We start from the raw sequence: 21,676 nt of genomic DNA, 5'->3' as shown, positions 1-21,676 counted from the left end.
AGAAGGTATCTAAAATAGATTTATCGTCATCCTGAACTTGTTTCAGGATCTTAATTATATTTTAAAGATTCCGTATCGAGTACGGAATGACGAAAGAACTTTTAGATACCTTCTTCTATTTTAGTTTAATTGGTATGTTCCGATAAAATTTACCGCAGATTTAATATCAACAGAAAGTATCCGGTCTGTTTCATTAAAAGGAACTCTTTTTCTAAATTCCTGCATTAAGCTTTCGATCTTTTCAGATGATTTTTCAGGTCTTCGCAAGTCTAACGCCTGTGCTGCTGTAATCAGTTCTATAGCTAAGATGCGCTCTAAATTTTCTACTACTCTTAAACATTTGGTTGCGGCATTTGCACCCATACTTACATGATCTTCCTGTCCGTTACTGCTTACAATACTATCTGCCGAGGCAGGTGTACACAATTGTTTATTTTCACTTACAATTGAAGCCGCAGTATATTGGGTAATCATTAAGCCCGAATTTAATCCTGCTTCTTTAACCAGGAACGGAGGTAATCCTCTGCTACCCGATATCAGTTGGTAAGTCCTCCTTTCAGAAATAGAACCTAGTTCAGCCAAAGCCAGACATAAAAAATCTAAGGTTAAAGCCAAAGGTTGTCCGTGAAAATTACCTGCCGAAATCACAAGATCTTCATCCGGAAAAACGTTGGGGTTATCTGTTACTGAATTAATCTCCGTTTCGAACACCGACTGAATATAAGCAATGCTATCTTTACTTGCACCATGCACCTGTGGTACACAACGGAACGAATAAGGGTCCTGTGTTTGTTTGCCTGGTTTATTGATCAGCTCGCTACCTTTAAGCAATTCTGAAATATTTCTGGCTGTGTCTAATTGTCCTTTGTGCGGTCTGATCTCATGGCTTAAGCTTAAAAAAGGATCTATACGACAATCAAAAGCATCAATAGCGATAGCTGCAGAAGTATCTGCCCATGTAGAAAGTTTCTGTGCCTGCAATAAACAATATACACCATAAGCGCTCATAAACTGTGTTCCATTAATCAAGGCCAGCCCCTCTTTGCTTTGCAAAAACAAAGGTTTCCAGTTTAACTGCTCATACAGTTTAGTAGTACTCATCCGCTCATCTTTATACCAAACTTCACCTTCGCCAATTAAGGGCAGGGTTAAATGTGCCAAAGGTGCTAAATCACCTGATGCACCCAAAGAACCCTGGGTATAAATTACTGGAGAAACATTGTAATTATAAAAATCTACCAATCGCTGTATAGTGGTTAAAGCTACAGCAGAATGACCATAGCTTAAAGATTGAATTTTAAGCAACAGCATTATTTTTACAATCTGCTTAGGTACTTCTGCGCCTGTGCCGCAGGCATGAGACAATAATAAGTTATGCTGTAATTGGGTTAATTTACTGCTATCTACTTTGATATTTTGCAAATAACCAAAACCTGTATTGATACCATAGATAGGATCCTCGCTTTTGGCTAATTTACGGTCTAAATAAAGACGACATTTTTCAACTTTGTCTATCGCTTCTTTAGACAGTTTTATCTTAATTTGGTTTTTTAATATAAAATCGATTTTTGCGAGGCTTAATTTTTCTGCCCCTACTTCATATACATTCATTTAAATTGTGTTAGATCAGCAAATTTATAAATATTTATAAGGATTGGCTAAAGCCGGAAGTCCGATGACCGATTTGGAAGTCTGGAATTAGAAAATCCTTAAGCAATTCAATGCATAACGAACACCCAAAGACGATCAACGTCCCTTAAAACTCCAAAATCTCTATCTGGGTTAAAATATCCTGTTGAGTAACCGGAAAAGGTACATCATTTACAAGGGTAGCGTAAACCGCATCAAATAACTCCATGTAATTTCCTTTAAGCGATGCCGGTCTGATTACTTTACGCTCTCCGTTCTCTTCCATTAACGTAATTTTGCCCATGTCTTCTTTATGCTCAACACCATAGATTTCTGCTGTTGGTTTGATTCCTTTCAGTAACTGACCTTCCTGTACATCAGCATGATTTTTTGAAAAAGAACCTGAGGTACCATTTACAATAAATGAAGCTGGAATATCGGCTACCAACATACTTGCATGCAAATAAACATTTAACTGATCGGGATATTGTAAGTGAATAAAAAAGTAATCATCAACTTGGGTATGTTCACGGTTTTTAGACAGTACTTTATAAAAGTTAAGTGGTTTGCCAAATAAAGCAATGGCCTGATCAAGTAAATGAGGCCCTAAATCGTATAAAAGTCCACTTCCGGGTACAGGTTCTTCTTTAAATTTTTTAGGTCCGATATGATTTCTATAACGGTCAAACCTGAAATAGACATCGGTTAATTTACCCAACTGCCCACTTTCTATGACTTGTTTGGTTAATTTAAATCCACTATCGTACCTGCGGTTTTGGTAAACCATTATCTTTTTATTCTGCTTTTCTGCCAATTCAAAGAGTAATTGTGCTTCGCTAACTGTAATAGCAAAAGGCTTTTCTACCAGCACATGCTTACCAGCCAACAAAGCTGCTTTAGCATATTCACAGTGCGTATAGTTGGGTGTATTGACAATAATCAGATCTAAGGTTTCATCTTCAATCAAATCATCAACCTTATTATAACTGATTACTTCTGGATAGATTTGTTGAGCCTGTTTCTGATTTCGCTCTGTTACGGCCTTAAAAGCAAAACCTTTATGCGCATCTATAAAAGGTGCATGAAAGACTTTACCCGACATACCAAATGACAGTAAACCTGTATTTATGACTGTACTCATTAAACAAAGCTAAAAATTTGACCTATATGTGGTTTAAATTTTAACAACAAAAAGACGGATACAGTATATTTGCCTTTATGAAACCTTCAGAAATTAACAGTAAGTGGAAGCAATTACAAAACAAAATAGCCAGTGAATTCGATTCTGAAATTCCGGATTTAAAGGTTGTTCTTTTTTTAATTGGTGTACAGGAATTAGGTAAAGGCCCTAAAAAGTATAGCAAAAGGCAAAAAGAAGAGCTGATGCATATTGCGACCTGCAGGTTATTAAGTGAAATGGGTTTTTATGAGCTGGAAGGTCTTGATCAGGATGGTTGGCCACATTGGAAACTGACCAAAAAGATACCAGCCTATACAGGTCTTGAGCAGGAAATGCTCTTAAAGTCTTTAGCCATAAATTACTTTGCTGATATTTACGAATAACCGTATCTTATAAATGAAAAAGCCCGGAATATTCCGGGCTTTTCACGTTTTTAATAGATAGATATTATGTTTTACCCTGCTTTTTGTGCAGCTTCTTTTTTCAATTCGTCGTTAGCAACGATTACAATTTCAACTCTACGGTTCGCAGCTCTTCCGGCTTCAGTAGAATTATCAGCAATTGGGTCTGAGAATCCTCTTCCTTCGGTTACTAAACGTGATGACGGAACACCTTGTGACACAGCATAAGCTTTAACCGCAGCAGCTCTTTTCTCTGATACCGATTGGTTTACTGCAGCAGTACCTATGTTATCTGTATGGCCGATTACTTTTACATCAGTACCTGGGTATTGATTTAATGAAGCAGCTAAAGATTGAATATTTTTCTTAGCCTCATCTTTAAGATCGGTTTTGTTAAAGTCGAAAAGGATACCGCTGTCAAATCTCACAATAATTCCTTCACCTTCTCTGATTACGTCTGCTCCCGGAATAGCTGTTTTAATTTCTGCAGCCTGTTTATCCATTCTTTTACCGATAAAACCACCGGCAGTACCACCTACAGCAGCACCAATAACAGCACCAACAGCTGTGTTACCTGCTTTTTTGCCTATTAAAGCGCCAATTACTCCACCAGCCGCAGCACCAATACCTGCTCCTTTTTGTGTATTATTTAAGCTGTCGCAACTTTGAAATAACATTGCTCCTACTGATAGGGCTACTGCTAATGTTGCTGTTTTAAATTTTGAAATCACCATCTTTTTGTACTTTATAATTAGTTTATTATGTGGCTATCTATTCAAACCTGATGCCAAAAATTAATAGACCGACATGTTAACCTCAAAAAATACTGAATTAAAATGCGTTAGGTTTAATTTTTAACAGCATATACTGCCTTTTTACAATAATTGCAAAATCAAATCGGTAAATCCGTTACTCATTTTTACCTCCCCACTGACCATAATTTTGTACAATTAAGCAGAAAAATAACTCTCCAGTTCTTTCAATGAATTTTCATTTGTATGGAAATCCTTGATTACTTTTCCTTTTTCAAGCAGGATAATTCTATCGCATACATCTGTAACATGATTTAAATCATGGCTTGATATCAAGCAGGTAAAACCCCTGCGTTCTTTTAATTTTTTGATAATCGTTTTCAATCTTATTTGAGTACTCGGATCTAAGTTCGCAAAAGGCTCATCTAAAATCAAAAGTTCAGGTTCCTGCATTAATGCAGCAACAATACCTACTTTATTTTGGTTTCCTTTTGAAAAATCTCTGATGTATTTACCTCTGCCTAAAATCTCACCATTAAAAAAATCTGTATAGCTGTTTAAACAATCGGCTACATGAGCCTCGTTAAATCCATTTAAACTGCCAATAAATTTAAAATACTCTTCAGGAGTAAGGTAATCTATCAAAAAACCTTCATCCAAATACGAAGCGGTATAATTTTTCCACTGTGTATCCTTAGCTACGTTCTGGTCTTTTGATAAAACTTCACCAGCATCAGGTCTGATCAGATCTAATATCATTCTGAAAAGCGTGGTTTTTCCGGCTCCGTTATTTCCTACCAAACCTATAACCTCTCCCGATTTGATTTCAAGATGATCAATATCTACAGCCAAACGCTGGGCATATACTTTTTTTAAATCTCTTATTGTTAACATAGTCTTATTCTCTAAAGCCTTCGGCTATTTTATATTTTTCTTTTTCAAATCTTTTTACAATAATATCTATAAAGAAATTTCTCAGCAGCAATGCTGTTAATCCAAAAATTCCTAACGCCAGCAACCCCCAATAGGGTTGGTTCATCATACCAAAAGGCACATAAATTACAAATGGCAATAATAATAAAGGAAAAGCCAAGATCCATTGAGTAGCGCCTACACCCTGCCAGTTAAAGCTGGCTGATTTTGTAATATCGAGGCGCTTACGGTTAAATGTAGCAATATACAGTACCAGAGTTGCACCAAAACCAATATTAAAAAAGTAGGCAGCTAGGTGTATAAACAATATTTTATAACTAATCACAACGTAAAAGCTCGACAGAATAGTGATAATGGTTGAGCTTAAAGTAAAAAGCAGGTATTTGGCTTTTATAAAATCGCGGTGGTCTATCTTATTAACCAGCAGGCCATCAAAATGGGCACTTTGCCAGGCAAACATGAACTGTCCATAATTTACTAAGGTTATACCTGTCATAAAAACTGCGGCAAAAAGCATTTTTCCGAACTCATTATTTGCCACCAATTTTTCCTTGTAAAAAATGAAACCATATAACAGAAATAAGATACTCATAAAAAACGCAGTACGCGAGCGCTTGTGCCTTAAAATAAGTTTAAATTCAAGCGCTGCCAGCTCACCTACTCTGCCAAAACGATTAAAGAAAGCGTAGTCTGTACTTACTTTTTTCTGTTCTTTAGAACCCAGTTCTTCTGTATAAAGGTTAGCACTTAAAAATGCACTATTTAGCTTAAACATTGCAAAAGCGATAGCTGCCAAAATAATGGATAAGTAAGGATGTAGAGCAATACCTGTAAATAAAGTATTGGATAGGCTACGTATAGATACAATATGGTAATAATCCAAACCCATTAGCACAAATACAGCAAGAAGTATTATCCCAAAATAAGCGATATTATTAATCGATTTCCTTTTAACATAGAGGATAAGGAAGTTATTAAGCATGGTTAAGCTTAAAATAGCGCACACATATCCAGCCAAAGTTCCTGCTCCATAAAATGAGTAAATGCGGGTAAACACAAAGGGCAGGAAAATAAAGAGAGGCAGAAAATTAAAGAAATTAATAAGAGCTCTTACATTCAGAAAATTGACAATAGTTTTTCTTTTTATTTTAAGATGCAAATAAGGCACAATACTTAGGGTTGGCAATTCCTGTAATTGTATGCGCATGGCTATATCCAACATAAAATAATAAAGAATAAGTCCATTAAATGCCTCGATAAGGTTTACTTTAGGCAGAGTTTTTTCTAGTAGTACCGGCATGAGAAACCCGACACCTATAGCTACAGCTAAAAGATACAGCATAAAAAGTCCTAAGATAATCTGTACAATAATACTTGACCCTTTATTTCTACTGCGCCAAAAAGATTTCCATTGGTGGTTTAAGAAAGTTGATATCATATGCGTTTTTAGTATTGGTATTTGTTTCCCCAGTTTTGTTTCAGTTTTTCCCTTAATTTTTCTTCGGCCGCATTTTTACCCGGATCATAAAGCTTTGTTCCACTTAAATTTTCAGGCATAAATTCTTGTTCTACAAAATTACCCTCATAAGCATGGGCATATTTATATTCTTTACCATAGCCTATGTTTTTCATCAGCTTAGTTGGCGCATTTCTTAGATGCAAAGGTACCGGCAGATCTCCTGTCTGTCTTACAAGAGCCTGTGCCTTATTAATTGCTTCATAAGCGGCATTACTTTTAGCAGATGAGGCCATATAGGTTACGCATTGTGACAATATGATACGTGCTTCGGGATAGCCGATCACATTTACAGCCTGAAAACAATTATTGGCTAATAGCAAGGCATTGGGGTTTGCATTACCTATATCTTCAGATGCCAGGATCAGTAACCTTCTTGCAATGAAAGAAGGATCTTCTCCACCTTCTATCATCCGGGCAAGCCAATATACAGCTGCATTGGGGTCGCTGCCTCTTATTGATTTTATAAAGGCAGAAATAATATCATAATGCTGTTCTCCTGCTTTATCATAAAGCGCCATGTTTTGTTGCGCATGTGCCAAAACATTCTCATTGGTTAGTTCTATTACATCGCCGCCTATTCCGTTTATGGCAATTTCCAACACATTTAAAAGTCGTCGGGCATCTCCTCCGCTCAGACGGATCAAAGCTTCATGTTCTTTTATGGTGATTTTTTTAGCAGAAAGAATTTCATCTTTTTGAATGGCTGTATTTAATAACCCCACCAATTCATCCTCAGACAAGTTTTGTAAAATATATACCTGACACCTCGACAATAAAGCCGAGATAACTTCAAAACTTGGGTTTTCTGTAGTAGCACCTATTAAAGTAACCAAGCCGCGTTCAACAGCACCAAGCAAACTGTCTTGTTGCGATTTACTGAAACGATGAATCTCATCTATAAACAGAATAGGCTGCCCCATAAAACTGTCTTTTAAAGCAGCGGCCTTATCTATGACTTCTCTTACTTCTTTTACACCAGAGTTGATTGCACTCAGATTAAAGAAGGGGCGGTCTAGACTATGAGAAATGATTGTAGCTAAAGTCGTTTTTCCAACTCCCGGTGGTCCCCAGAATATCATAGAGGGGATACGGCCGCTTTCAATGGCTTTTCTCAGCACGGCATCTTTACCTACTAAATGCTTCTGACCTACATATTCATCCAGATTTTGAGGGCGCATACGTTCGGCTAAAGGTGGAATATTTTGCATAGTTAAAGGTAATTAAAATATCAATTTTTCTATAGATATATGTCTGTTGGCTTTATATTTTTAACCAAATACGAACTCTCCGATTGTCATGGAAAAGTTTGCGCGTTTTTTCTTAGAATGTTTCTAAATAATTTAATCCCATGATTTTTACCTTATTGCTTTCACAATTTGATTTATATTTTAAATACATTTGTGCATCAAGAATAAAAATATAAAAACAATCTAATGGGTAGTTTAAGTAAGACTTTTACGTCATCTGTAGGTAGAAAGTTTGTAATGGGATTAACTGGTCTGTTTTTGATCTCATTCCTTATTGTTCACGTATCTATAAATGCACTAATTTTTTTAAACGATGGCGGCCAGACTTTTAACGTAGCTGCTGATTTCATGGGGCATAATTTAATTGTCCGCATTATGGAGATCGGTTTATTTGCCGGCATTATCTTACACATTGTTCAAGCTATTGTATTAACCGCACAAAATAAGGCTGCACGCCCGGCTACATATGCTTACAGCAATGCATCAGCAAACTCAACATGGTACTCTCGCAGTATGGGTTTATTAGGCACATTAATTTTAATGTTCCTTATTTTACACCTTTATCATTTCTGGTGGCCAACTAAAGCGGCTGTGTTTAACCACGAAGAACATGACACTTTTCAAAACATCACTATGGTTTTCCAAGAACTATGGGTTGTTATTGTTTATGTTCTGGGAGTAATTTCATTAGGGTACCACTTATTACATGGTTTCCAATCTGCTTTTCAGACCATGGGCTGGAACCATAAAAAATGGACTCCAATTGTTAAAGCCATAGGTTTCTGGTTTTCTATTATTGTGCCGATAATTTTTGCCTTAATGCCAATTTCAATTTATTTAGGCTGGATTAGTTAACCAAAGTTTTATTTAAAAGATTAAGTAAATGTCAAATTTCAATTCAAATATACCTGAGGGAGAATTAACACAAAAGTGGACAAAATACCGTTCTTCTGTAGCTTTGGTTAACCCTGCAAATAAAAGAAGTATCGAGGTTATTGTTGTAGGTTCGGGTTTGGCCGGTGCTTCGGCTGCTGCAACACTTGCAGAAATGGGTTACAAAGTAAAGTGTTTCTGTTTTCAGGATTCGCCACGCAGAGCGCACTCAATTGCAGCTCAAGGTGGTATCAACGCAGCTAAGAACTATCAAAACGATGGTGACAGCGTTTACCGTTTATTTTACGATACCATTAAAGGAGGCGATTACAGAGCACGCGAAGCAAACGTACACCGTTTGGCAGAAGTAAGTGCAAATATTATAGATCAGTGTGTGGCTCAGGGTGTTCCTTTGGCTCGTGAATATGGCGGTTTATTAGATAACCGTTCTTTTGGTGGTACACAGGTACAACGTACTTTTTATGCCGCCGGACAAACTGGTCAGCAATTATTATTAGGTGCCTACAGCGCATTAGAGCGTCAGGTAGGTATGGGTAAAGTAGAAATGTTTACCCGTCACGAAATGTTAGATGTTGTAGTTATTGACGGAAAAGCACGTGGTATTATTGCCCGTAACTTACTTACCGGAGAACTGGAGCGTCATTTCGGTCATGCGGTAGTATTAGGAACCGGAGGTTACGGAAACGTTTTCTTCCTTTCTACCAATGCTATGGGTAGTAACGTTACTGCAGCATGGAAAATACACAAAAAAGGTGCTTTCTTCGGAAACCCTTGTTATACACAAATTCACCCTACCTGTATTCCGGTATCAGGTGATCACCAATCTAAATTAACCTTGATGTCTGAGTCGTTACGTAACGACGGTAGAATCTGGGTACCAAAGAAAAAAGATGATCCCCGTAAGCCTCAGGATATTCCTGAAGATGAAAGAGATTATTACTTAGAGCGCAGATACCCTGCTTTCGGTAACCTTGTTCCTCGTGATGTGGCCTCTCGTGCGGCTAAGGAACGTTGCGATGCAGGTTATGGCGTAGGTGCTTCTAAACTGGCGGTATATTTAGATTTTACAGCAAATACTGAGCGTTACGGCCGTATAGAGGCCAACAAACAAGGTAACCACCATCCAGATAAAGAAACCTGCATGCGTTTAGGGCGTGAGGTAATCAAAGAAAAATATGGTAACCTGTTTGATATGTATGCGCAGATTACTGGCGAGAATCCTTATGAAACCCCAATGCGTATCTACCCTGCTGTTCACTATACCATGGGTGGTATTTGGGTTGATTATGATTTAATGACTACCGTACCAGGCTTATACTGTATAGGAGAAGCCAATTTCTCTGATCATGGTGCCAACCGTTTAGGTGCCTCTGCATTAATGCAAGGTTTGGCAGATGGTTATTTCGTATTGCCTTACACCATAGGATCTTATCTATCAAAAGAGATTTCTACAAAGGCAATTCCAACGGATCACCCTGCATTTGTTGAAGCTGAAAACCATGTAAAATCAACTTTAGATAGATTCCTGAATATCAAAGGAACAAAGTCTGTTGATCATTTCCATAAAAAATTAGGCCACATCATGTGGGAAAAATGTGGAATGGCTCGTAATGCAAAAGGTTTAACTGAAGCAATTGAAGAAATCAAGGCATTACGTAAAGAGTTCTGGTCTGATGTTCGTGTACCGGGCTCTAGCGATGAGTTTAACCCTGAATTAGAGAAAGCAGGCCGCGTTGCAGACTTCCTTGAATTAGGTGAATTGATGTGTATCGATGCTTTACATCGTGAAGAAAGTTGTGGTGGTCACTTCCGTGAAGAATTCCAGACTGAAGAAGGTGAAGCAAAACGTGATGATGCTAACTTCTCTTACGTAGCTGCTTGGGAATACAAAGGAGAAAGCGTATATGAGCTACACAAAGAAGAGTTAAATTACGAGAACATTAAAGTAGCACAAAGAAATTATAAATAAGATATGAGATAAGAGGTTTAAACAAAAAGCTTAATACCTCAAATCTAATGTCTCAAATCTAAAGATAAAATGAGTACAGGAAATATGAATTTAACGCTAAAAGTTTGGCGTCAAAAAAACAGTAAATCAACAGGAAATTTAGTTGATTATAAAGTTTCTGATATTTCTCCAGACATGTCTTTTTTAGAGATGTTTGATGTTTTAAATGAACAACTGATCAATAAAGGCGAAGAACCTATCGTATTTGACCACGATTGCCGCGAAGGTATCTGCGGTATGTGTTCAATGTATATCAATGGTCGCCCACATGGTCCTAAAGACCTGGTAACTACTTGCCAACTACATATGCGTTCATTTAAAGATGGCGATACCATTGTAGTTGAACCATGGAGAGCAAAAGCATTTCCGGTAATTAAAGATTTAGCGGTAGACCGCTCTGCTTTTGACCGCGTAATTGCTGCCGGAGGTTTTATTTCTGTAAATACGGGTAATGCACAAGATGCCAATAACCTGCCTATTGCCAAATCAAAAGCTGATGCAGCGTTTGAAGCAGCAGCATGTATTGGTTGTGGTGCATGTGTTGCAGCATGTAAAAATGCTTCGGCAATGCTATTTGTATCTGCAAAAGTATCTCAGTTCTCTTTACTTCCTCAAGGCCAGCCAGAAAGATACAAACGTGTACAAAATATGGTAGCCCAAATGGACTCAGAAGGTTTTGGAAACTGTACCAACACAGGTGCCTGCGAAGCAGAATGCCCTAAAGGAATTTCTTTGGAAAACATTGCCCGCATGAACCGCGACTATTTAACTGCAAAGTTATTTAGCGAAGAAGAAGCATAAACACAATATCTGAATAGAGATTATAAAAGCCCCGGCCTTAAAACCGGGGCTTTATTTTTTTAAGAACAATTAATTATTGCATTTGTTAGTACTCTATAAAAACTGTGCGTTATGACAAAGAAAACTAAAGTATTAACAGGTGTATTGGCTGGTGCAGCACTAGGCATCACTATTGCGTTATTATTAACGTCTGATAAAAAAGGTAATCTGCAACGTAAAGCAGAAGATTGGTTTTGTGATGTATTGAAAAAATCAAAAAAGAAAATGGCGGGTATGAGCGAAAAGGTAGATAAAGTTATAGATCATACTAAAAACCAAGCCGAAAATCTTACGGTCTAAAACATAAATGCACTGCCATTTTTTATCTTTGTTTATGGATATTTATGGCAGTGCATTATTAGACTTTTATAAGAACAACCAAAGCCAAACACTCTGGCTACATAATAGCTACGGCGAAACAGAAGAAATGCCGGTAGATGTTTTCTTCAGGGAAGAAGAAGAAATGCCAGAAATCGAGTTAAAAGCGATGGATTTATGCCAGGGAAGTATTCTAGACATAGGCGCAGGCGTTGGCAGTCATGCTCTAATTCTCCAAAAACACCATAAAGATGTTACAGCTATTGACACTTCTTTAAATGCTGTTAATATTATGAAACAGCGTGGTGTAAAGCGGGCTTTACAACAAGATATTTTTACTTATAAAAGTAAATTTGACACCCTCTTACTTTTAATGAACGGCATTGGATTAACCCGAACTTTAGATGGATTGGAACATTTTTTAGAAATGGCTAAAATCTTGCTTAATCCAAAAGGCTCACTTATTTTCGACAGTTCAGATATCAGTTATCTTTATGAAGGCAGCATCAAACCAAAAGACAAGTACTTTGGCGAAGTGAGTTATGCCTACGAATATAAAGGTAAAAAGGGCGAGTGGTTTAAATGGCTTTACATAGATCCATCCACACTTAAAACATTAGCGCTTAAACATGGATGGAACTGCAAGATCATTATAGAAGATGAATATGATCAGTATTTAGCTCAGCTTACTTTACATTAAGCTTTTTCTTCATATATATTGGCAATATGGATAATGGTTTCTGTTGCCTTTATCATATCTTGTACCGATACCCATTCCTGTTTGCTGTGAAAAGCATGTTCGCCTGCAAAAATATTAGGGCAAGGCAAACCCATGTATGATAAACGCGAGCCATCTGTACCTCCTCTTATGCTTTGTTTTTTAGGCTCAACCCCAGCTCTTTTAATAGCTTCTACCCCATTTTCAATAATATAAGGGTATTGGTCTAAAATGCGTTTCATATTTCTGTATTGCGCTTTTATATCTAACTGATACGAAGAGTGAGGATAATTCTTTAATACATTTTTCGTGGTTTCTTCAATTAAGGTAGCATGTGCTTTTAAAAGCTCATCATCAAAATCGCGGATGATGAATCTAATCTCGGCCTGTTCAACACTACCGCTCATCCCTACCGGGTGTACAAAGCCTTCTTTTTGCTGTGTACTTTCAGGAGAAAGATAATCTTTAGGCAAAGCAGCAAGAATATCGCCGGCAATTTTGATAGCGCTTTCCATTTTGCCTTTGGCAAATCCAGGGTGAGCACTAATACCATTAATGGTAAGTACTGCTCCATCAGCAGAAAACGTTTCATCTTCAATAGAGCCTAAAGTTTCTCCATCAATGGTATAAGCTAGATCAGCTCCTAATTTTTCTAAATCGGCTTTATCAACGCCTCTTCCAATCTCTTCATCAGGCGTAAATAGAATTTTTATATCGCCATGTTTTATGTCTGGATTTTGTGCCAGGTAAGTAACCGCTTCCATAATTTCAGCAACACCAGCCTTGTTGTCTGCACCCAGTAAAGTGGTTCCACTGGCTGTAATGATGTCGTTTCCAATCTGGTTTTTCAGGTCTTTATGATCGGCCATTTTTAAAATAACAGTTTGATCATCAGGCAATATCAGATCTTCACCCTGATAGTTTTTATGCACAATAGGTTTTACATTTTCGCCACTGGAATCTGGCGAGGTGTCCATATGAGAACAAAAACACACAACGGGCACTTTTTTATCACTGTTTGATGGAAGTGTTGCATACACATAACCCCACTCATCTAAATGTGCATCAGATAAACCTAATGCTAAAAGCTCATCAGCCAATAGTTTCCCTAAATTCTTCTGTTTTTCAGTAGATGGAATAGAAGTAGAAAAAGGATCCGATTGAGTATCTATTTTAGCATATTTTATAAACCGCTCTGTAAGCGAATCTGAATTAATTTTGATATTTAGCATAATTTCAAAGTTAATACTAAAAGTTTTCAATAAAATTATATTTTTGTAATAAAGCACCTAATTCATAAGAACTTGAAAAAAATTTGTGCCGCTTTCATTCTAAGCATTTTTACTTCAGTAACATACGCTCAATCTAATTTTTACAAGCTGGGCGTTGGACTGGGCGCTGGGGGTACATACTCTTTCACAGATGTTAAAAAAGGAAAATTCGGTCTGGCCGGTTATGGCACAGTAGAATATTACCTTACTCCATTTATTACAAGTGGTTTAGAACTTCAGATGGGTACGGTTAAAGGAGGTGATGTAAAAACCGATCCTCATAACAGAGAGTTTTTTAACACTTATAAAGCAATAACATTAGGTGGCAAAGTAAGACTTGGACAGTTCACAGATTTCTATTACAACGATTTACTTAATTATACCAAAGGCTTTTATATTGGAACAGGGGTTGGGGTTATTCTCAATAACATGAAAGATATCATAAGGACTAAACCTGATGGAAGTGGCTATGTTTTTCCCGGTAAAGATAAAAGCGTTAACGCTGCTGTTCCAATTAATGTAGGTATAGATTTTTATTTTCCCGATCAGTGGGGTGATATCAGATATGGAATCAACATTAACTACCAAACCAATTTTACCTTTGGTGAAGGATTGGATGGATATGATGACCCGAAAACCAAATTCAAAAATGTAAGCCCTGATCTATATACTTATTTCTCTGTAGGTGTGAGATATAATTTCGGCTTCATGGGTCTTACAAGCAAACCTGTAAGATAGCTATTGTAACTTACTTATTACCAGAGTTTAAATTTCTTTTTTACATTGATTATTTATAATATTACATTAAATAATTAATGCCTTTTTGATTAAAAACCTAACACTACTATTTGTCCTTTTTTGCTGTAAAACCTGCTTAGGCCAAGTTTATTACAATAAATTTGCTGCCGAGGTTCTTGTTGGTGCCAATGTGGTCTATGCAGATCTGGATACCAAACGATCAAAAGCTACGGTTTCTGCAAATCTAGACTATTATTTTACACCTTATGCTAACCTGGGTTTTAACCTGCAGGCCGGCAATTTAACCGGCGGAAGCTCATCTTCTGATCCGCACCAACGCTATTTTGTAAATAATTATAAGGCTATTTCCTTAAACACTAAATTGTTTTTAGGGAATTTCTTTCCACTCACAGAAAATGAAACGCTGGCGGCTTTAAAAAATTTTTATGTTGGCCCGGGCTTTGGCGTAATTAAAAATAAAATGACACATATTATCCGTCAAAAACCTAGCTCCAGTTATATTTTCCCTGGTAAAGACGAAAGCCTTAACACTTTATTATCCTTTACTACGGGGCTTTATATTCCTTTAAAAGATTATGCTGGCGACAGCATTTTTGCCATTCATTTTAACTTTCAGAGTAATTTTACTTTTGGAGAAGGATTAGATGGATATGACGATCCGAAAACCAAATTCAAAAACACAGGTATAGATGTTTATAATGTAATATCTTTTGGTTTACGTTATTCTTTTGGTCCTCTAGATTTTTGGTAATAAAAATTTCGTTATACATCCATTATTTGAATAATTGTAGCTTAAATTTATAGCAAATAATTTCTTATGAAACCACTGTACTTCTGTTTTGCATTTTTAACCTTCGTCTTTATGATAGATACCAATGCCCAGGTAACACCCTTTGAAAAAAGCAAAGGAAAAGAAACCACAACGTATTATCAAGCCATTTCTTTCTACCAGGAAATTGCCAAACAATATCCTAACCAAGCTAAACTGTTTACCTATGGCAGTACAGATTTTGGCAAGCCCTTAAACGTACTGGTACTTTCAAAAGAGGGTGTATTTAATCCTGCAGAAATTAAGAAACAACATAAAGCTATTTTGCTAATTAACAATGGCATTCATCCGGGCGAACCCGAAGGTGTAGACGCGAGCATGATGCTGAGCCGCGACCTGTTAAAGAATAACAAGCTTCCGCAACATACTGTAATCTGTATTATTCCGCTTTATAATATTGATGGAAGTTTTAATCGTACAGGTACTTCAAGAGCTAACCAGAATGGCCCTGTTGCTTACGGATTTAGAGGCAATTCAAAAAACCTGGATCTGAACAGAGATTTTATTAAAACTGATTCGAAAAATGCCTATACTTTTCAGCAGATTTTTAACACCTGGGACCCTGATATTTTTGTAGATACGCATACCAGCAATGGGGCTGATTACCAATATACCATGACTTTGATCCCTACACAGAAAGATAAATTAAACCCGGTACTGTCATCGTATTTAACACAAACTATGCTACCTTATCTTTACAAGAACATGAAAGAGAAAGGTTTTGAGCTTATTCCTTATGTAAACTCTATTAAGCAAACTCCTGAAAGTGGTATTACAGGATTTTTAGAAACACCCCGTTACTCTACTGGTTACGCAGCGTTGCACAATGTAATTGCTTTTATGCCCGAAACACATATGCTCAAATCATATGATAAACGGGTTGAATCGACTTATAAACTTTTAGAAACTTATATCAGCGTTGTAGATCGAGATGCGCATACTATTACGGAAAACAAACGCAAAGCCAATGAACTAACTGCCAGCCAAACTGAGTTTCCTTTAGAGTGGCAACTGGATAACAGCCAGTTCAACGAAATTGAGTTCAAAGGATTTGAAGGAAAGCAAAAGCCAAGTGAAGTAAGTGGCTACAACAGGTTATATTATGATAGAAATGATCCTTACACCAAGACCATTAAAGAATACAATACCTTTAAGCCATCGGTAAAAGTAAACAAACCTTATGCGTATATTATCCCAAAAGCATGGGATAGAGTAATTGACCTGCTCAAAACAAACGGCGTAAAATTACAGCGGCTAACTAAAGACAGTCGTTTAAAAGTTGACATGTATTACATCGAGGATATGAAAACAGCATCAAGACCTTTTGAAGGGCATTATCTGCACAATGATGTAAAAGTGCGCAAATTAAAACAGGATATTGATTTCTATGAAGGTGATTATGTAGTTTTTACCGACCAGCCTAAAAACCGTTATATTATGGAAACTTTAGAACCTCAGGCTACCGATTCATTCTTTAACTGGAATTTCTTTGATTCTATTTTAGGCCAGAAAGAACATTTTTCCGCTTATATCTTTGAAGACACCGCAGCAGAATTATTGAAAAATGATGCTTCTTTACGCAAGAAGTTAGAAGATGAAAAAGCTAAAAATCCTGAGTTTGCCAAAAGCGGAAGCGCTCAGCTTAATTTCATTTATAAGAATTCAGCTTATTATGAACCTACATTTATGCGTTACCCTATAGGCAGATTAGAAGAACGAACCAATTTAAATTTAAAATAACAATGGAATATCTTAATGCCGCACCTGTTGCATCAGCTATATTTGTTTTAACTCTATTAACCAGCATTTACGCTTTTAATAACTATAACCTGTATGCCAAATTTGTGCTGCATCCCTATTCGGTTTCAAGAGGACAAAGAATATATACATATGTTACAAGCGGCTTAATCCACGCCAACTGGATGCACCTTTTCTTTAACATGTTTACCTTTTTCTTCTTTGCTTTTAATTTGGAGGTAATGATTGGCCACTGGCAATTTGCCCTATTGTATCTCGGATCTCTGATTTTAAGTGATATTCCTACTGTAATGCGGCATAAAGACGATTTCAGATATAATAGTTTAGGAGCATCTGGAGCAATTAGTGCAGTATTATTCAGTTATATTTTATTTCAACCCTTAAGCATGATCGGTGTAATGTTCATACCTATGCCGGCCATCTTATTTGGGGTGCTGTATCTGGTATATTGTATGTATATGTCGAAAAATGCAAACGATAATATTAACCATGACGCCCATTTTTTTGGTGCGCTTACCGGATTAATTTTTACTGTTCTTTTAGTAAAAGGCATTATTCCACATTTTATTGATCAGTTAACCAGCATCTGGCAATAATGACGGTTCAAAAAAGCTTACAGGCTGCATAGGATTTTTAATGATTTCAAAAAGAGTCAACTCCCATGGTTTCCAGAAGTTTTCAAGCACCTGTGCATAAGTTTTATGCTCCCATTCGTCAAAAACAGGCTTATTTTGCATACCTCTTAAAGGCATCTGGTCAATATACACTACTCCGTTAACGGGTAGGTAATTATACTCAGGCAAACGATTAAATAAATAAGCTGAATAAAAGAACCGGGCGGCTATCTCTTCAAATTGCTGGCCACTCAGGTGTTTATCCTGTATTGAGGATAAGATTTCCTGATGATACCTTTTATTGGTACCATTATCTTGTAAACAGGCTACAATGCCAAAATCTTTAAATTTTAAGGAGAAAATCAATGTATTGATCTCATCTCTGAAAGAAAAAGCGGTATGCTGATCTTCTAAAGGTACAACTACAATAGACCAGGGTTTAAATTCCTCAAACTCAACCTCGGTATGCATCCCCTGTAACATGGCGTGCAGGTTTGCAAACTTATGCATCAATCCTTGCGACATGTTCATACCATCACCACTCAATTGTTTTAAACGTATAGCAGCCTGCATTTCTAAATACAGAAATCCATACATCAGTTTACCTATCCAGTGAAACAGGTCTAACTCTTGCAGGGCAGAAACTTCTTTGTATCCTTCTTCAAAGGCTTTTTCTATCCTGTTCTCAAGAGGAAGTATATTTTTCAGGTAAACTTCTTCGTTACATGGAACTTTTAAACTATTGTATGATTTTACGCTTTCATCTAACAATTTGATCTGTTCGTTACCCGTAAGCTGGGCCATATCAAGCAACCATTGAGGCAGCAGATTGATCATTATAGGCTCAGAAGTAGAAAGTCCTGTTAAAAAGCATTTATTACCTTTAAAATCAAACAGTTTAAAAGGATTATAGAGTCCGGTATTCATAAGCCTGCAAAGCTAAGGCATTAATATAAGGCTGCCTAAGAAGTTTTATTTTTTAACTTTTATATTACTTTAAGCTTAAAATCTGCTGTAGTAACTATTTAAATAATCTACAAACTGGCTGTAAATAGGTTTGGTAAATTCTACAAACAATGTAAGCGGAGGTGGCGGAACAGTTTCTCTTCGTTTGGTTAATGCAAGCTGATTTCTGTCTAACGCTCTTTCATCGCCTTTATAATTTGCCCAGCTATCAGTCCATACAAAGGTTCCGGGTAATTTCTTCTGTGTCACCACTTTGTTGGTCTGCCAATCGGTTATAGCAACACCTAAAAGCCCGCTTGATGAAATGCTTTTCTCAAACACGCTCAATTCTGCGGTTACAGTACCATAAACAGGCTTATTATCTCTTGTTCGACCTATTTCAACACTATCTTTTTTAAGTTTTTCTACCTTCTCTTTTACATAAGTCTGTCCTACTATAAAATCATCGAACCTCAGATTAATGACCTGATCTGGAACTAATCTTTTAGCATTGGCTTCTTTTTCCGTGTAAAAGGCTACATATTTATTGTTACGGTAATTAGCCGTATAATTTTCTATTTGCTGCTGAAAATAATCACTACTTAGCTTATAATAATTACTATTTACAATTACAGGACGCAACACTACTTTTAGCACAGAAGCCCAGTAAGCATCTTCTATCTTATTATTAATATCTTTATACCCGGGTACCCACTGTTTTACCATCTCAAAATTCTGTAAGGCCCTTTTTGCACTTTCTCTGGTATTTTCGCTCAACAGATTTTGGCCTAAAGCATAACGCACCTCTGCCGATCTAAGTCTGGCATCCTCATATTCTCGAACAAATTTTTGCGGGGCAGGCACCACTTCTAAACAAGACGGACAGCCATTGATCTCATCTGCCATGCGGTTAATTTTACCATATTGTTCCATAATGGTTTCCCATCGCAAAACATTGGTCGACATTTTAGCTTCGTCAATTATTCTCAAACTATTTTTCAAAGACAGATCATAAGCCTTAGATAAAACGCCTGAAGCTTCATTATTTCGTGGCGAACTTTTTAACCGATCTACCGCTTTGCTAACTGCTGCCTCATAATTACCTTTTTGCAAGGCATTTTTTCCTGTGGTACAACCCGCAAGAACCAACAACAGATAAATAAAATATGGTATTCTTGAATAAAATTTCATTGGTTTAGTATTTTTTACAATTTTTACAAAAGTAATCTTTTTAGTATTTGCATACCTTAATTTTTAAGACGATAAATAATGGAAATTAGTTACAAGGATTTTGAACTTCAACTTAAACATCCCTTTTCTATATCAAAATTTACCCGCACAAGTACACCAGTACTTCTGCTTAAAATAAATCATGAAGGCTTTACAGGATATGGTGAAGCCAGCATGGTTCCTTACATGGGCGAAAGCTTTGAATCTGCCCATGCGTTTTTAAAGAAAATTGACTGGAAGCAGTTTAAATTTCCTTTTGATTTTGCTTCAATCAATGCTTACCTGGACAATATTGCTACAGGTAATCCCGCTGTTAAAGCAGCCGTTGATATTGCTTTAAATGATCTGAATGGTAAAATGCTGAACAAATCCTGCCATGAAATTTATGGTGCAGATGTAAGTAAAATGCCAGCGACTTCATATACCATTGGTATTGACACCCCCGAGGTAATCAGGGAAAAAGTGGCTGATGCCAAAGGTTTTAAGGTACTTAAAGTAAAATTAGGTCGCGATAATGATAAAGAGATTATTGAAACCATTAGAAGTGTAAGTGACTTACCTCTTTTTATAGATGCCAACCAAGGCTGGAGCGATAAAAAACAGGCCATAGACATGATTTACTGGCTACATGATCAAGGAGCGCTATTGATAGAACAACCTATGGATAAAAACAATCTTGAAGGCAATGCCTGGCTTACAGAGCGCAGTCCCATCCCTATTTTGGCCGACGAAGCTTTTCAACGCTTAGCTGATATTGACGGGTTAAAAGGCGCTTATCATGGCATCAATATTAAACTGATGAAAAGTACAGGAATGTATGAAGCACATCAGATGATTTTAAAAGCCAAAGGTCATGGCATGAAAATATTGGTTGGTTGTATGAGCGAAACTTCCATTGCAACCCTGGCCGGGGCTGCTTTGGCGCCTCTTTGTAACTGGGCTGATCTAGACGGACCATTTTTAACAGTAAACAATCCTTTTGATCGTCCTGATTTTATAGAGGGAAAATATGTATTGAACAATTTGCCAGGTTTAGGTTTAACTGGAGAGAAACCAGATTTGTTTAATTAATAATAGATTAATACACTTCGTAGCCCTGAACAAGATTTAGATTTGGTTGATTAACCTATCAAATAAAAAAAGCGCTTAATAAGCGCTTTTTTTATTTTTTCAGATCGTTTCTAATCTGTTTTGCCAGCCTAAATTTAAAGTAAATAAAAGCAATTAGCATAACTGCAAAAAAGACCACAATTAAAGGGCTGCTATTCTTATAAGCCCAGTTTGCGCCTACAATTGAACAGATTATAGCGATATTATAAAAAACGTTTAAAAAAATCTTCTGTTTCATACTTCTTTTTAAAGAGAGCAGGCAGAATTAAGCGCTGCTTTAATAGTAATTACTATAGTTACTACTACTCTCTATTTCAATATTAATAAACCGGCATGTTCGGATCAAAAGCCTCTTGCCAGGCCAGGATACCACCTTTTAAATTATACAGATTATCGAAGCCATGAACCTGCTCTAATTGCATAATAGCTGCAGCACTTCTTTTACCACTGCGGCATTGTATAATTACGGGTTTGTCTCTGTCTATTTTATCAGCTTCGATCAAGATACCTCCCAATGGAATATTCACTCCATCTAAATTAGACATTTCGTATTCAAAGGTTTCTCTTACATCGATCAGTTGAAAAGCTTCTTTTTGATCAATTTTTTGTTTTAGTTCCTGAACTGTAATCTCTTTCATTGTGTATTTCTTTTTTTCAAAGATAAATAAATCCCTGTAATATCATTATCTGCTTAAGCTAGCTTTACTTTTGGTAAACAAAC

At 36.7% G+C, this 21,676-nt stretch carries 22 protein-coding genes; 11 read left to right on the top strand and 11 right to left on the bottom strand.

What is annotated here, in order from left to right; translation table 11 throughout:
• Positions 1 to 120 precede the first annotated feature (120 nt).
• A complete protein-coding gene (hutH, locus tag MMF97_RS05060) occupies positions 121 to 1,611 on the bottom strand; it encodes a histidine ammonia-lyase (RefSeq protein ID WP_243360238.1) in 1,491 nt (496 codons plus the stop codon).
• Positions 1,612 to 1,756: 145 nt separating this feature from the next.
• On the bottom strand, positions 1,757 to 2,770 hold the full coding sequence (locus MMF97_RS05055; RefSeq protein WP_243360236.1) for a Gfo/Idh/MocA family oxidoreductase: 1,014 nt from the start codon (positions 2,768 to 2,770) through the stop codon (positions 1,757 to 1,759).
• Between the two features lie 77 nt (positions 2,771 to 2,847).
• Between MMF97_RS05055 and MMF97_RS05050 the strand changes: the two genes are divergently transcribed.
• A complete protein-coding gene (locus MMF97_RS05050) occupies positions 2,848 to 3,192 on the top strand; it encodes a hypothetical protein (protein ID WP_243360234.1) in 345 nt (114 codons plus the stop codon).
• Between the two features lie 71 nt (positions 3,193 to 3,263).
• Here the strand turns inward: MMF97_RS05050 and MMF97_RS05045 are convergent, their stop codons facing one another.
• From MMF97_RS05045 to MMF97_RS05030, 4 genes are all read right to left on the bottom strand, one after another.
• A complete protein-coding gene (locus tag MMF97_RS05045; RefSeq protein WP_243360232.1) occupies positions 3,264 to 3,944 on the bottom strand; it encodes an OmpA family protein in 681 nt (226 codons plus the stop codon).
• Positions 3,945 to 4,160: 216 nt separating this feature from the next.
• Complete coding sequence (locus MMF97_RS05040) at positions 4,161 to 4,856, bottom strand: ABC transporter ATP-binding protein (RefSeq protein ID WP_243360231.1); 696 nt, start codon at positions 4,854 to 4,856, stop codon at positions 4,161 to 4,163.
• A 4-nt stretch (positions 4,857 to 4,860) separates the two neighbouring features.
• Positions 4,861 to 6,333: a DUF5687 family protein gene (locus tag MMF97_RS05035; RefSeq protein WP_243360229.1), complete on the bottom strand. Its 1,473-nt coding sequence runs from the start codon at positions 6,331 to 6,333 to the stop codon at positions 4,861 to 4,863.
• Between the two features lie 8 nt (positions 6,334 to 6,341).
• The gene (locus tag MMF97_RS05030) at positions 6,342 to 7,622 is read right to left on the bottom strand and encodes a replication-associated recombination protein A (protein WP_243360227.1); all 1,281 of its coding nucleotides are present in this window, start codon (positions 7,620 to 7,622) and stop codon (positions 6,342 to 6,344) included.
• 225 nt (positions 7,623 to 7,847) lie between these two features.
• On the opposite strand from MMF97_RS05030, the gene MMF97_RS05025 reads away from it, so the two are divergent.
• The 5 genes from MMF97_RS05025 (at position 7,848) to MMF97_RS05005 (ending at position 12,421) form a co-directional block, all read left to right on the top strand.
• Positions 7,848 to 8,516, top strand: a complete 669-nt coding sequence (locus tag MMF97_RS05025; RefSeq protein ID WP_243360225.1) for a succinate dehydrogenase cytochrome b subunit — start codon at positions 7,848 to 7,850, stop codon at positions 8,514 to 8,516.
• Between the two features lie 28 nt (positions 8,517 to 8,544).
• Positions 8,545 to 10,524 (top strand): fumarate reductase/succinate dehydrogenase flavoprotein subunit, encoded by a 1,980-nt coding sequence (locus MMF97_RS05020; RefSeq protein ID WP_243360224.1) that lies wholly within the window; start codon positions 8,545 to 8,547, stop codon positions 10,522 to 10,524.
• Between the two features lie 69 nt (positions 10,525 to 10,593).
• A complete protein-coding gene (locus MMF97_RS05015; RefSeq protein WP_243360223.1) occupies positions 10,594 to 11,364 on the top strand; it encodes a succinate dehydrogenase/fumarate reductase iron-sulfur subunit in 771 nt (256 codons plus the stop codon).
• A gap of 111 nt (positions 11,365 to 11,475) precedes the next feature.
• A complete protein-coding gene (locus MMF97_RS05010; RefSeq protein WP_243360221.1) occupies positions 11,476 to 11,703 on the top strand; it encodes a YtxH domain-containing protein in 228 nt (75 codons plus the stop codon).
• A 7-nt stretch (positions 11,704 to 11,710) separates the two neighbouring features.
• The gene (locus MMF97_RS05005) at positions 11,711 to 12,421 is read left to right on the top strand and encodes a class I SAM-dependent methyltransferase (protein ID WP_243360218.1); all 711 of its coding nucleotides are present in this window, start codon (positions 11,711 to 11,713) and stop codon (positions 12,419 to 12,421) included.
• Here MMF97_RS05005 and pepT read toward each other — a convergent pair.
• A complete protein-coding gene (gene pepT / locus MMF97_RS05000; protein WP_243360190.1) occupies positions 12,418 to 13,671 on the bottom strand; it encodes a peptidase T in 1,254 nt (417 codons plus the stop codon). The genes MMF97_RS05005 and pepT overlap by 4 nt on opposite strands.
• Positions 13,672 to 13,743: 72 nt before the next feature.
• On the opposite strand from pepT, the gene MMF97_RS04995 reads away from it, so the two are divergent.
• The 4 genes from MMF97_RS04995 to MMF97_RS04980 all read left to right on the top strand — a co-directional run bounded on the left by MMF97_RS04995 (position 13,744) and on the right by MMF97_RS04980 (position 17,652).
• Complete coding sequence (locus MMF97_RS04995) at positions 13,744 to 14,448, top strand: hypothetical protein (protein ID WP_243360181.1); 705 nt, start codon at positions 13,744 to 13,746, stop codon at positions 14,446 to 14,448.
• An 85-nt stretch (positions 14,449 to 14,533) separates the two neighbouring features.
• On the top strand, positions 14,534 to 15,220 hold the full coding sequence (locus tag MMF97_RS04990; protein WP_243360179.1) for a hypothetical protein: 687 nt from the start codon (positions 14,534 to 14,536) through the stop codon (positions 15,218 to 15,220).
• Between the two features lie 66 nt (positions 15,221 to 15,286).
• On the top strand, positions 15,287 to 17,038 hold the full coding sequence (locus MMF97_RS04985; protein WP_243360177.1) for a M14 family metallopeptidase: 1,752 nt from the start codon (positions 15,287 to 15,289) through the stop codon (positions 17,036 to 17,038).
• Positions 17,039 to 17,040: 2 nt separating this feature from the next.
• Positions 17,041 to 17,652 carry a rhomboid family intramembrane serine protease gene (locus tag MMF97_RS04980; protein WP_243360176.1) on the top strand — a complete coding sequence of 204 codons (612 nt, stop codon included), beginning with the start codon at positions 17,041 to 17,043 and terminating at the stop codon, positions 17,650 to 17,652.
• Here MMF97_RS04980 and MMF97_RS04975 read toward each other — a convergent pair.
• The gene (locus MMF97_RS04975; protein WP_243360174.1) at positions 17,632 to 18,597 is read right to left on the bottom strand and encodes a hypothetical protein; all 966 of its coding nucleotides are present in this window, start codon (positions 18,595 to 18,597) and stop codon (positions 17,632 to 17,634) included. The genes MMF97_RS04980 and MMF97_RS04975 overlap by 21 nt on opposite strands.
• Positions 18,598 to 18,672: 75 nt before the next feature.
• Entirely contained in the window at positions 18,673 to 19,806 is a 1,134-nt protein-coding gene (locus MMF97_RS04970) for a hypothetical protein (RefSeq protein WP_243360172.1), read from the bottom strand.
• 78 nt (positions 19,807 to 19,884) lie between these two features.
• Here MMF97_RS04970 and MMF97_RS04965 point away from each other — a divergent pair, with 78 nt between their 5' ends.
• Positions 19,885 to 20,916, top strand: a complete 1,032-nt coding sequence (locus tag MMF97_RS04965) for a dipeptide epimerase (protein WP_243360170.1) — start codon at positions 19,885 to 19,887, stop codon at positions 20,914 to 20,916.
• A 91-nt stretch (positions 20,917 to 21,007) separates the two neighbouring features.
• Here MMF97_RS04965 and MMF97_RS14660 read toward each other — a convergent pair whose 3' ends face one another.
• Together MMF97_RS14660 and MMF97_RS04960 are read right to left on the bottom strand one after the other, a co-directional pair.
• The gene (locus tag MMF97_RS14660) at positions 21,008 to 21,193 is read right to left on the bottom strand and encodes a DUF6358 family protein (protein WP_394801153.1); all 186 of its coding nucleotides are present in this window, start codon (positions 21,191 to 21,193) and stop codon (positions 21,008 to 21,010) included.
• 82 nt (positions 21,194 to 21,275) lie between these two features.
• Positions 21,276 to 21,593, bottom strand: coding sequence for a rhodanese-like domain-containing protein (locus tag MMF97_RS04960; RefSeq protein ID WP_243360168.1), 318 nt, complete (start codon positions 21,591 to 21,593; stop codon positions 21,276 to 21,278).
• Positions 21,594 to 21,676 lie beyond the last annotated feature (83 nt).

Origin of the sequence: Pedobacter montanisoli, assembly GCF_022809115.1 — a bacterium.
GTDB classification, from domain to species: domain Bacteria; phylum Bacteroidota; class Bacteroidia; order Sphingobacteriales; family Sphingobacteriaceae; genus Pedobacter; species Pedobacter montanisoli.
This window is presented reverse-complemented; position numbering and strand designations above follow the sequence as displayed.